The following is an 11,812-nucleotide window of genomic DNA, read 5'->3' on the forward strand; positions in this document are numbered from 1 at the left end:
CCATGAGCGATGCGTTGCTGGCCCACCGCCCCCGGCTGAACCCGATCGCCGGGCCCATCCTCGGCGAGTTCCTGCTGACCCTGACGGTCGCTTTCGCGGGCCTCTGGCTGGCCTCGCACGAGTCGGACGCGGCCGGCGGCGCCTTCGGCATGGTGGCGCAGATGCAGGAGACGATGTACGTCGTTTTCCGCGTGCTGGCGATCGGCCTGGGCGTGGTCATCACCCAGGCGCTCGGCGGCGGCCAGGTGGACGCAGCGCGGCGCACGGCGCTCGGCGCCCTGGGCGCCAGCACCTGGGCCGGGCTGCTGGTCGTCGCCAGCCTGCTGATCGGCGACGACTGGGCGCTGGAAGCCCTGAACGCGCCCGACGAGGTGAAGACATTGGCCGGCCCCTTCCTGATGCTGCTGGCACCCGCGATGCTGCTGGACGCCTACAACCTCAGCATGGCGGCGATCCTGCGCGCGCACCTGCACGTCAAGGAATCGCTGCGGGTGATGGTGGTCATGCACGTGACGCACCTGGTGCTCGCCTTCGTGCTGATGCGCGGCATCGGTGGCTGGGACGGCTGGGGACTGAACGGCTATGCGGTGGCAATGATCGTCAGCCGCGCGATCGGGCTGGTGCTGCACCTGGCCCTGTGGAAGCGGCTGATGCGGCTGGAGCCGACGCCGCGCGACTGGGTCGTGGTCCATTGGCGGCTGGTGCGGCCGGTGCTGTGGATCGGCGGGCCGGGTGCAGTCGTCGAGGTCGTCTACCGGGCGATGTTCATGGTGTCGCTGGCCAGCACCGCGCGGCTGGGCGTGGAGGCACTGGCCACGCATGCCTACACCTTGCAGATCCTGAAGTACGTGCTGCTGGTCAGCAACTCGATCGGCTGGGCCACCGAGATCATGGTGGGCCGCATGGTCGGCGCCGGCGAGCTGAAAAAGGCCGACGCGCTGGTGCGCAAGGGCGTGCGCAACGGCTTGCTCGCCTCGGGCGGCTTGGCCCTGATGTGCGCGCTGGCCGCGCCCTGGCTGATGCATGCCTTCACCAAGGACCCGGCCATCGTCCACTCGGCCCAGGTGCTGCTGTGGCTGTCCGTGCTGCTGGAGACCGGCCGCGTCTTCAACCTGGTGCTCAACGGCGCGCTCCGCGCCACCGGCGACGCGATCTTCCCGGCCGTCTCCTGCATCGCCAGCCTGCTGCTGGTGCTGGGCCTGGGCTCGTTCTGGATGGGCCGCTGGTTCGGCCTGCCCGGCATCTGGCTCGTCTACGCCAGCGACGAATGGATCCGCGGCATGCTGATCCTGTGGCGCTGGCTCAAGCGCGGCTGGCTGGCGCAGGCGAGGAGCACGCAGCGAAGGGTGCGGGGCAGCGCGAGCTGATACCGGGCGGTTAGTTGGGGCCGAGCGCCGGGCCGCTCCCAAGCCGGCCCACCTGCAAACCAATGCCGGTCAATCCGGTATTGGTTTGCGTCCCCTCGGGGGACCGACCGGGCCCGCTCGCGTCCAGCGCGGCGGGACTGGGCGAGGGGCTCAACCCTCCTCGAGGAAGCGCTCCCGTACCTCGACGACTTTCGGCAACTCGCCGAGGAAGATCTCCACCAGCCGCGGGTCGAAGTGCTTGCCCGCCTGCTCCCGCACGTATTCGGCGGCGCGCTCGACGGTCCAGGCTTCCTTGTACGGGCGTACGCTGGTCAATGCGTCAAACACGTCGGCGATGGCGACGATGCGGGCTTCGATCGGGATGGTCTCGCCGGCCAGGCCCTCGGGGTAGCCGCTGCCGTCCCACTTCTCGTGGTGGGCCAGCGCGATGCGGCGGGCCATCGAGAGCAGGCCGCTCTGGTGCTGGCCGAGGATCTCGGCGCCGATCAGCGGGTGGCGGCGCATGATGTCCCATTCGCGCTCGTCGAGCGGGCCGGCCTTCTGCAGCACGGCGTCGGGGATGCCGATCTTGCCCACGTCGTGCATCGGCGCGGCGTGCATCAGGTCTTCGGCCTCGGCCTCGTCGAAGCCGGCGGCCAGGGCCAGGATGCGCGAGTAGTGGCTCATGCGCAGCACGTGCCAGCCGGTCTCGTTGTCCTTGTACTCGGAGGCGCGGCCGAGCGTCAGCACGATCTGCTGGCGTGTCTCGCGCAGCACCTCGGCGCGCACCAGCCGCAGGTGCGTGCGCACCCGTGCCCGCACGATGGCCGGGCTGATCGGCTTGCCGATGTAGTCGACGGCGCCGGCCTCGAAGCCCTGCGTTTCGTCCTGCACGTCGGCCAGCGCGGTGACGAAGATCACCGGGATGCCGGCCGTCGCCTCCTGCGCCTTCAAGGTGCGGCAGACGTCCAGGCCGGACAGGCCCGGCATCATCACGTCCAGCAGGATCAGGTGCGGCGCCTCGGCGCGGGCCAGCTCCAGCGCCTTGTAGCCGTCGCGCGCGAACAGCAGCCGGTAGTCCTCGTGCAGCACCTGGCGCAGCACCTGCAGATTGGCCGGCTCGTCATCGACCAGCAGCAGCTTGGGGCGGGTATCGGGTCTCTCGGAGTTGTCGGGATTCATCGTCGCGTCGTCGTCAGGCGGCGGCCAGCGAGTTCAGGGATTTCAGCGCCTTCAGCGCCGCTTCGAAATCGAACTGGTCCAGCGCCTCGATCAGCGGCGCGCAGCGTGCGCTGCCCACGCGCTGCGCCAGCTCGGCCAGCGCGGCATCGTCCAGCTCGCCGCGCTTCAGCGCGCGTTCGACGCGGGCCAGCAGCTCGGGCGGCACGCGGTCGCCGGCAGCGGACGCGGTCTCGAGCAGCGGCGCCGGCGCCGTGTTGGCCGCCCGCGAGAGTTCGGTGATCTCGTCGAGCGTGGCCGCCAGCGCGGCCGCCACGGCCTCGCCGGCGCGCATGGCCTCCTCGTGATGGCCCTGGCGCAACAGTTCCTCGACCGGCTTGGTCGCCGCCAGCAGCCGCGGCATCGCCAGGCTGCCGGAGACGCCGCGCCAGCGGTGCACCAGCGCGCGCGCTTCCAGCCACTCGCCGCTGCGCAGCAGTGCCATCAGCCGCGGGCCGCCCTCGCGCTGCTCCTCGCCGAAGCGGCGCAGCGCGCGGCGCCAGGCGCTCGCGTTGCCCCACAGGCGGATGCCGTGCGCGAAGTCCAGCGCCGCGCTCTCGTCCTCTCCGGCGGCCGGCGACGTCGTTGCACTCGCCGCGGCCGGCAGCGGCATCGCCGCCAGGCCCAGCACCCGCGCGATCTCGGCGCGCAGCAGCGCCGATTCGATCGGCTTGGTCGCGAAGCCGTCCATGCCGGCGGCCAGCGCCGCCTGGCGGTCTTCCTCCAGCACGCTGGCGGTCAGCGCGATCACCGGCGTGCGGGAGCGGCTGTGGCTCAGCTCGAACTGGCGGATACGTCGCGTGGCGCCCAGGCCGTCCAGCTCGGGCATGTGGACGTCCATCAGCACGGCGTCGAAGTCCTGTTCGCTGAAGGCTTGCAGCGCCTCCAGCCCGTTGGTCACGACGCGCACCTGGTGACCGTCGCGGCCCAGCATCAGCTGCATCAGCTCGCCGTTCTGCGCCACGTCGTCGGCCACCAGCAGGCGCAGCGGCGGCAGCACCATGCCGATGCCCTCGATCGCCTCGGCCACGGCCTCGCCGGCCGGCAGCGGCAGCCAGATGTTGAAGGTGCTGCCCAGGCCCAGCGCGCTCTCCACGGTGATGCGCCCGCCCATGCGCTCGACCAGTTGGCGCGAGATCGTGGTGCCGAGACCAGTGCCGCCGAAGCGGCGCGTCGTCGAGGCGTCGGCCTGCGCGAAGGCGTCGAAGATGCGCTCGATGCGGTCGGCGGCGATGCCGATGCCGGTGTCCGTCACCGCGAGGTGCACGCAGCCCTGCGCCATGCGCATCGACAGCGTCACCGCGCCCTTCTCGGTGAACTTGATCGCGTTGCCGACGATGTTGACCAGCACCTGCTGGATGCGCAGCGGGTCGCCCTTGAAGAAGTGCGGCTCGCTGTCCGGATAGTCCATCTGCAGCGCCAGGCCCTTGCGCTGGGCGCCCAGGCGCAGCGAATTGAAGGTCTGCTCGCAAACGGCGTGCAGCGAGAAGTCCAGCTGCTCCAGCTCGATCGCGCCCTTCTCCAGCTTGGCCGTGTCCAGGATGTCGTTCAGCAGGCCCAGCAGCGAACGCGCCGAGCCGCGCACCGTCGTCAGGTGCTTGCGCTGCAACTCGGTCAGCGTCGTGTCCAGCAGCAGCTCGGTGAAGCCGAGCACGGCATTCATCGGGGTGCGGATCTCGTGGCTCATATTGGCCAGGAAGGCGCCCTTGGCCGCCACCGCCGCCTCGGCGCTGTCCTTGGCATCGCGCAGCTGCTGCACCATGCGCTTGGCTTCGCTGATGTCGACCATCACGCCGTCGATGAAACGCGGCGTGCCGTCGGCGTCGCGCGAGGCGCGGCCGCTGGCGGAGACCCAGCGTTCACTGCCGTCGCGGTGGCGCAGCCGGTACTCGACCGAATAAGACTCGTTGGCGGCGATCGCCGCACGGGTCACCGCTTCGGCGTTCGGGAGATCGTCCGGATGGATGAGCTGCCCGTGATTGACTTTGCCGGCCAGGAAATCAGCGGCCGGCCAGCCGGACAGGGTCTCCATGGCATCGCTGACCAGCACACTGCTCCAGCTGTCGTCGATACGGCAGCGAAAGGTCACGCCGGGGCTGTTGGCGATCAGGCTGCGGTACTGCTCCTCGCTGTCACTCAGCGCGACCATCAGCTTCTGGATGCGCTCCTTCTCCAGCCCGAGTTCGCGATTCAGCGAGCGGTAACGCAGCAGGCCGTTGGCGCCGGCGGTCAGCAGGCTGATGCCAAGCGTGACGACGGTGATGGCCAGGGCCAGGTAGCCGTTGCGGTCGACGGTGTTGACGCAGGGATCGTCCGGCATGCCGACGAAGCGCGCCGCGCCCATGGCCGTGTAGTGCATGCCGGCGATCGCGCAGCCCATCACCAGCCCACCCAGCAGCACCGCGGCCAGCGGCGACACCCGGTGCTCCAGCCCGAAGCGCACCCACAGCGCCAGCATCGCCAGCAGCACGGCTACGACGATGGACGCACCGAACCACAGCGGGTCGTAGCGCAGCAGCGGCGACATCTCCATCGCGGCCATGCCGGTGTAGTGCATCGCGCCGATGCCGGCGCCCACCACCACGCCGCCCAGCACCCACAGCGCGCGGCCCAGCGTGCCGCGGGAGATCAGGTTCAGCGCCACCCAGGAAGCCAGCACCGCCGGCAACATCGAGGCCAGCGTGATGCCGGCATGGAAGTCGACGTGCGTGCACAGGTTGAAGGCCAGCATGCCGATGAAGTGCATGGACCAGACGCCGCCGCCCATCGCCAGCGAGCCGCTGAACAGCATCAGCTGGCGCATGCCGCTGACCTGCTGCGCGCGCGCCATGCCGGCCAGCTGCAGCGCCAGCGCGGAGGTCAGCGAGGCGACGGCCAGCGACAGCAGCACCATCCAGGGCTGGTAATTGCCCAGCAGCAGGGCCGTCGGGCTTCCGTCGCGAAACAGGAAGTATTGGGAAAGCAGGGACACGGCAAAAGGCGCGCACGCGAAGGCCGCAACCGGAATTTGGAAGTAACCGTATCTTGCCGCGTCCGCGGCCCCTTACTTCAAGTTCAGTTACATGTCAGGCGGCGATCTTGCGGCTTTTTAACGAAGGCGCGGCCGGGCAGGCGCGTTCCAAAACGCATTGGAAGCCTGCCACAATGCCCGATCCGACCCGAGAACAAGAAGATGCCGACCGATCTGAAACAACTGGCAGCGCTGCTGAAGCTCTCTCCGACCACGGTGAGCCGGGCGTTGAACGGCTATTCGGACGTCAGCGAAGCGACGCGCCAGCGCGTCGCCGAGGCCGCCAAGGCGGCGGGCTACGAGCCCAGCCCGGCGGCACGCCGGCTGGCGATCGGGCGGGCCGACGCGGTGGGCATCGTCTATCCGGTCGAGGCCGACTTCATGGGCAACCCGCTGTTCCTGGAAATGATCGGCGGGGTCTCGGACCGGCTCGACGGCGCCGGCTACGACGTGCTGCTGGCGGTCGCCCGCAAGAAGACCGAGCTGCGCACCTACGAACGGCTGGTGCGCGGGCGCCGCGTCGACGGGCTGATCGTCGCCCACACCCGGGTGAAGGACGAGCGCATCGACTTCCTGCGCGGCACGCAGATGCCCTTCATCGGCTACGGCCGCACCAGCGAGTGCGACGACTTCCCCTGGCTGGACTTCGACAACGAGGCCTGCACGCGCCTGGCGATGAACGAGCTGACCGCGCGCGGCCACCGCCGCATCGCCTACATCCATTCGCCGCTGAACCTGAACTTCGCCCAGCAGCGCTACGACGGCTACCTGAAGGCGATGGCCGCCGCCGGCCTGGTGGTGAACCCCGAGCACGTGCTGACCGGCGGCCACGACCGCCGCGGCGGCTACGAGGCGACCAAGCGCCTGCTCGCGCTGGCCGACACCCGCCCGACGGCGATCCTGGTGGACAGCAACCTCTGCGGCGTCGGTACCGTGCGGGCGCTGCTGCAGGCCGGCATCGCGATCGGCACCGAGATGTCGGTGATCGTCATCGACGGCCTGCCCGTCGACACCCCGCTGTACGACCAGGACATCGCGGCCATCGCCCAGCCCACCGCTCACGCCTCCGGCTGGACCATGGCGGACATGCTGCTGAAGCTGATCGAGGGCAAGCCGCTGGACGAGCCGCGCGTGCTGAAGCAGCCGCAGTTCGTCAACGGACGCTCGCTGGGGCTGGCGCCCACCTGAGGCGCGCGCGCCGTGGTTACGACACGGTGACAAGAAGCACCCGACAAGGGTAAACACTGATACTTCACATGCCCCTTGTCCGTAAAGTCCAAAGCGCTTTTGTGAGCACCCAAAACGCTGTGGATTCTTGACCAGACCGATCCGGACCGATCAAAAAAGGCTGGCAGCCACGGCACCCCGAACCCAACGGAGACAAGCACCGATGAAACCCACCTTCACCCGTCTGTTCGCCAGCCTGGCCCTGGCCGGCGGCTTCGGCGTCCTGAGCCTGGGCGCCCATGCGGCCGACCTGACGATCGACTGCGGCGCCACCGCCAACGATGTCCAGAACTGCCTGCCCTACGCCGAGGAATGGGCCAAGAAGACCGGCAACACGGTGAAGGCCTACACGGCGCCGACCAGCTCCACCGACAAGCTGGCCCTGCTGCGCCAGCAGTTCGCCGCCAAGGCCAGCGAGATCGACGTGCTGAGCATCGACGTCGTCTGGCCCGGCGTGATCAAGGACCACCTGGTCGACCTGAAGAAGTACAGCAAGGGCGCCGAGTCCAAGTTCTTCCCGGCGATGGTCGCCAACAACGTGGTCGGCGGCAAGCTGCTGGCCATGCCCTGGTTCACCGACGCCGGCCTGCTGTTCTATCGCAAGGACCTGCTGGACAAGTACAAGATCGCCACGCCGCAGACCTGGGACGAACTGGCCGCCGCCGCCAAGAAGGTGATGGACGGCGAGAAGAGCGCCGAGTTGCAGGGCTATGTCTTCCAGGCCAAGGCCTATGAAGGCCTGACCTGCGACGCGCTGGAGTGGGTGTACAGCTTCGGCGGCGGCACCATCATCGACAAGCAGGGCAACATCACGATCAACAACGCCAAGGCCGCCAAGGCCCTGGATACGGCGGCGAGCTGGATCGGCACCATCGCCCCGGGCGGCGTGCTGAACTACGCCGAGGAAGACGCCCGCGGCGTGTTCCAGAACGGCCATGCCGTGTTCATGCGCAACTGGCCCTACGCCTGGAACCTGGCGCAGGACAAGGACAGCGTGATCAAGGGCAAAGTCGGCGTGGCCGCACTGCCCTCGGGCGGCAGCAGCAAGGCCGCCGCGCTGGGCGGCTGGCAGCTGGCCGTCAACAAGTACTCGAAGAACGTCGACGCCGCGGCCGACCTGGTGATGTACCTGGCCAGCGCCGAAGTGCAGAAGAAGCGCGCGCTCAACGGTTCCTACAACCCGACGATCCCCGACCTGTACAAGGATGCCGACGTCGTCAAGGCCAACCCCTTCATGGGCCAGCTGCTGGAGGTGTTCACCAGCGCCGTCGCCCGCCCGGCCACCGAGACCGGCCTGAAGTACCCGCAGGTCAGCAACGCCTTCTGGGACGCCGCGCACGACGTGCTCGAGAAGAAGAGCAACGGCACCGACGCCGTCAAGAAGCTCGAAGCCAAGCTGAAGACCATCAAGCGCGACAAGTGGTGATCTGAAACGGGCGCGCTCCTCTCGAGGAGCCGCGCCCGTCGTGTCCCACGACGTAGGTTGGAGTGAGCCGCAACGGCGAACTCCAACGCCCTCCCACCCCCGTTCAGGAGCAGTGATGAACGAGCGGACAAGAGTCGCCTGGACCTTCCTGATCCCGATGCTGGTGCTGATGGCCGCCGTGGCCGGCTGGCCGCTGGCGCGCTCGATCTGGTTCAGCCTGACCGACACCAACATCAACGACATCTCGGCCGGCAACTTCGTCGGCCTGTCGAACTACTTCGGCGAATACGGGTTGTTCTTCAACTCGAACTACACCGAGGGCTTCTGGGCCAGCGACTGGGGCGTTGCGATCGGCAACACCTTCAAGTTCGCGATCGTCTCGGTGCTGCTGGAGACCCTGTTCGGCCTCGGCGTGGCGATGCTGCTGAACCAGGACTTCAAGGGCCGCATGCTGGTGCGCACCGCCGTGCTGGTGCCCTGGGCGATCCCGACGATCGTGTCGGCCAAGATGTGGGGCTGGATGCTGCACGACCAGTTCGGCCTGATCAACCAGCTGATGCTCGACTGGCACCTGATCGCGCAGAAGATCGCCTGGACGGCCGATCCCGCCTACGCGCTGTGGACCGTCGTCGCCGTCGACGTCTGGAAGACCACGCCCTTCATGGCCCTGCTGATCCTGGCCGCGCTGCAGACCCTGCCCAAGGACTGCTACGAGGCCGCCAAGGTCGACGGCGTCCACCCGCTGCGCGTGTTCTTCAAGGTCACCTTGCCGCTGATCAAGGGGCCGCTGTTCGTCGCCGTCGTGTTCCGACTGCTGGACGCACTGCGCATCTTCGACCTGATCTTCGTCCTGACCTCCAACAGCGGCAGCACGATCTCGATGTCCGGCTTCGTGCGGCGCGAGATGGTGGACAACGGCAACCTGGGCTTCGGCTCGGCCGCCTCCACCTCGCTGACCATCATCATCTTCGTCACCGCGGTGCTGTTCCTGCGCGCCGCACGGGTGAAGCTGTCGGAGGAATCGTCATGATCGCCCAGGGAGAAACCCAACGCCCGCTGTGGGGCTCGATCGCGCTGTACGGGCTGGCGGCGCTGGTCGTCGTCATCTCGGTCTATCCGTTCCTGTACACGATCGCGACCTCGTTCAAGACCGGCTCCGCGCTGTTCGACGCCACGCTGTGGCCGTCCAACCCGACCTGGAAGAATTACATCCAGCTGTTCCAGGGCCGGCAGCCCTTCGGCCGCCATCTGCTGAACTCGATCATGGTGTCGACCGTCACCGTGGCGATCTCGCTGCTGATGGCGATCACCGCGTCCTACGCGCTGGGCCGCATCCAGTTCCGCGGCAAGGCGACGCTGCTGCTCTTGATCCTGGCCGTGTCGATGTTCCCGCAGGTGGCCGTGCTCTCGGGCATGTTCGAGCTGATGCAGGCGCTGGGCCTGTACAACCTGTCGATCGGCCTGGTCGTGCCCTACACGGTGTTCACCCTGCCCTTCACCGTCTGGGTGTTGACCACCTTCATGCGCGGCCTGCCCAAGGAACTGGAAGAAGCCGCGATCATGGACGGCTGCGGGCCGACGCGGGTGATCTTCCAGGTCTTCATGCCGCTGCTGTGGCCGGCGCTGGTCTCGACCGGGCTGCTGGCCTTCATCGGCGCCTGGAACGAGTTCCTCTTCGCGCTGACCTTCGTCAACGACGACCTGCAGCGCACCGTGCCCGTCAGCATCTCGCTGATCACCGGCGCCACCGCCTACGAAGTCCCCTGGGGCAGCATCATGGCCGCCTCGGTGATCGTGACGGTGCCGCTGGTGGTGCTGGTGCTGGCCTTCCAGCGCAAGATCGTTTCGGGCCTGACGGCAGGCGCGGTCAAGGGTTGAGATGCGGGGGAGCAATCCCCCGCAAGTTCCAGCTTCGGTTTTGATTCAAGGCAGTCCATGGCAAACAACGACTGGTGGCGCGGCGGCGTCATCTATCAGATCTACCCCCGCAGCTTCGCCGACAGCAATGGCGACGGCATCGGCGACCTGAAGGGCATCACGGCCCGGCTGGAGCACGTGGCGAAGCTGGGTGCCGACGGCATCTGGCTGTCGCCCTTCTTCAAGAGCCCGATGAAGGACTTCGGCTACGACATCAGCGACTACTGCGATGTCGACCCGATGTTCGGCACCCTGGCCGACCTGCGCGAGCTGATCACCAAGGCCCACGCGCTGGGCCTGAAGGTGATGATCGACCAGGTCTATTCGCACACGGCCGATGCCCACCCCTGGTTCATCGAAAGCCGCGAGAACACCACCAACCCCAAGGCCGACTGGTACGTCTGGGCTGACGCCCGGGACGACGGCAACCCGCCCAACAACTGGCTGTCGATCTTCGGCGGCAGCGCCTGGCAGTGGGACACGCGGCGCAAGCAGTACTACCTGCACAACTTCCTCACCAGCCAGCCCGACCTGAACTTCCACAACCCCGAGGTCCAGCAGGCCGTGCTCGACTCGGTGAAGTTCTGGCTCGACTTCGGCGTGGACGGCTACCGGCTCGACGTCGTCAACTTCTACTTCCACGACAAGCAGCTGCGCAGCAACCCCGGCCGTGGCATGCCCGATGGATCCGACCCGGCGGTCACCGCCGTCAATCCGTATGCCTGGCAGTGGCACAAGTTCGACAAGAGCCAGCCCGAGAACCTGGAGTTCCTGAAGAAGCTGCGCGCGCTGCTGGACACCAAGGCCGACACGACCATGGTCGGCGAGATCGGCGACGACGATGGCCTGGCCCGTGTGGCCGAGTACACCGGCGGTGGCGACAAGCTGCACATGGCCTACTGCTTCGACCTGCTCGGCGAACCGCATTCGGCCCCCTACCTGCACGGCGTATTCGCCCGCTTCGCCCAGGTGGTCGGCAGCGGCTGGCCCTGCTGGGCGATCACCAACCACGACATCCCGCGCGTCGCGACCCGCTGGGGCGGCAAGCAGGCGCCGGTGGCGCTGGTGAAGCTCGCCGCCGCGCTGCAGCTGAGCTTGCGCGGCAGCGCCTGCATCTACCAGGGCGACGAGCTGGGCCTGCCCGAGGCCGAGATCGCCTACGAGGATCTGCAGGACCCCTACGGCATCACGATGTGGCCCGAATTCAAGGGCCGCGACGGATGCCGCACGCCGATGCCCTGGGATTCGACCGCCAAGGATCTCGGCTTCTCCAGCGCCAACCCCGAGGCCAAGCCCTGGCTGCCGGTGGCCGAGACGCACCGTGCGCTGGCCGCCGACGTGCAGCAGCATGACCCCGCCTCGGTGCTGAACTTCTACCGCCGCTTTCTCGCCTGGCGCCGCACCCAGCCGGTGCTGATCCACGGCGAAATGACGCTGCTGCCGGCGGACGAACAGGTGCTGGCCTTCGTGCGCGAGCATGACGGCCAGCGCATGCTCTGCGCCTTCAACCTCAGCGAGCGCGGCGCCACCTTGGCCCTGCCCGCTGGCATGCGCCTTGCACAGCCCTCGCCGATCAGCGACGGCGCGTGGACTTCCCCCTCGTCGTCATCCCCCGACACCGTCAGCTTCGCGCCCTGGGGCATGCTGCTGGCCCCACTGAATTGACCC

General features: G+C 68.1%; 8 protein-coding genes. 6 read left to right on the plus strand and 2 right to left on the minus strand.

Going from position 1 to position 11,812, the window contains the following annotated elements; translation table 11 throughout:
• Nucleotides 1–2: 2 nt before the first annotated feature.
• Nucleotides 3–1,367 carry an MATE family efflux transporter gene (locus tag SNE35_RS29285; RefSeq protein ID WP_320426596.1) on the plus strand — a complete coding sequence of 455 codons (1,365 nt, stop codon included), beginning with the start codon at nucleotides 3–5 and terminating at the stop codon, nucleotides 1,365–1,367.
• A 150-nt stretch (nucleotides 1,368–1,517) separates the two neighbouring features.
• On the opposite strand, the gene SNE35_RS29290 is transcribed toward SNE35_RS29285, so the two are convergent.
• Together SNE35_RS29290 and SNE35_RS29295 are read right to left on the minus strand one after the other, a co-directional pair.
• Nucleotides 1,518–2,528 carry an HD-GYP domain-containing protein gene (locus SNE35_RS29290; RefSeq protein ID WP_320426597.1) on the minus strand — a complete coding sequence of 337 codons (1,011 nt, stop codon included), beginning with the start codon at nucleotides 2,526–2,528 and terminating at the stop codon, nucleotides 1,518–1,520.
• A gap of 13 nt (nucleotides 2,529–2,541) precedes the next feature.
• Nucleotides 2,542–5,535: an MHYT domain-containing protein gene (locus SNE35_RS29295; protein ID WP_320426598.1), complete on the minus strand. Its 2,994-nt coding sequence runs from the start codon at nucleotides 5,533–5,535 to the stop codon at nucleotides 2,542–2,544.
• 201 nt (nucleotides 5,536–5,736) lie between these two features.
• On the opposite strand from SNE35_RS29295, the gene SNE35_RS29300 reads away from it, so the two are divergent.
• The 5 genes from SNE35_RS29300 to SNE35_RS29320 all read left to right on the plus strand — a co-directional run bounded on the left by SNE35_RS29300 (nucleotide 5,737) and on the right by SNE35_RS29320 (nucleotide 11,809).
• A complete protein-coding gene (locus tag SNE35_RS29300) occupies nucleotides 5,737–6,762 on the plus strand; it encodes a LacI family DNA-binding transcriptional regulator (RefSeq protein ID WP_320426599.1) in 1,026 nt (341 codons plus the stop codon).
• Nucleotides 6,763–6,964: 202 nt separating this feature from the next.
• Nucleotides 6,965–8,227, plus strand: a complete 1,263-nt coding sequence (locus SNE35_RS29305; protein WP_320426600.1) for an ABC transporter substrate-binding protein — start codon at nucleotides 6,965–6,967, stop codon at nucleotides 8,225–8,227.
• 115 nt (nucleotides 8,228–8,342) lie between these two features.
• Nucleotides 8,343–9,257: a carbohydrate ABC transporter permease gene (locus SNE35_RS29310; protein ID WP_320426601.1), complete on the plus strand. Its 915-nt coding sequence runs from the start codon at nucleotides 8,343–8,345 to the stop codon at nucleotides 9,255–9,257.
• Complete coding sequence (locus SNE35_RS29315; RefSeq protein WP_320426602.1) at nucleotides 9,254–10,105, plus strand: carbohydrate ABC transporter permease; 852 nt, start codon at nucleotides 9,254–9,256, stop codon at nucleotides 10,103–10,105. Before SNE35_RS29310 ends, SNE35_RS29315 begins: the two co-directional genes overlap by 4 nt.
• A gap of 57 nt (nucleotides 10,106–10,162) precedes the next feature.
• Nucleotides 10,163–11,809 (plus strand): alpha-glucosidase family protein, encoded by a 1,647-nt coding sequence (locus SNE35_RS29320; RefSeq protein ID WP_320426603.1) that lies wholly within the window; start codon nucleotides 10,163–10,165, stop codon nucleotides 11,807–11,809.
• Nucleotides 11,810–11,812: the final 3 nt, after the last annotated feature.

This window comes from Roseateles agri, assembly GCF_034043675.1.
Taxonomy (GTDB): domain Bacteria; phylum Pseudomonadota; class Gammaproteobacteria; order Burkholderiales; family Burkholderiaceae_C; genus KK5.

Bases quoted from the DNA above. Each gene is read 5' to 3' on its own strand.
- SNE35_RS29285 (WP_320426596.1), top strand. From the start codon at position 3: ATGAGCGATGCGTTGCTGGCCCACCGCCCCCGGCTGAACCCGATCGCC.
- SNE35_RS29290 (WP_320426597.1), bottom strand. From the start codon at position 2,528: ATGAATCCCGACAACTCCGAGAGACCCGATACCCGCCCCAAGCTGCTG.
- SNE35_RS29300 (WP_320426599.1), top strand. From the start codon at position 5,737: ATGCCGACCGATCTGAAACAACTGGCAGCGCTGCTGAAGCTCTCTCCG.
- SNE35_RS29305 (WP_320426600.1), top strand. From the start codon at position 6,965: ATGAAACCCACCTTCACCCGTCTGTTCGCCAGCCTGGCCCTGGCCGGC.
- SNE35_RS29310 (WP_320426601.1), top strand. From the start codon at position 8,343: ATGAACGAGCGGACAAGAGTCGCCTGGACCTTCCTGATCCCGATGCTG.
- SNE35_RS29315 (WP_320426602.1), top strand. From the start codon at position 9,254: ATGATCGCCCAGGGAGAAACCCAACGCCCGCTGTGGGGCTCGATCGCG.
- SNE35_RS29320 (WP_320426603.1), top strand. From the start codon at position 10,163: ATGGCAAACAACGACTGGTGGCGCGGCGGCGTCATCTATCAGATCTAC.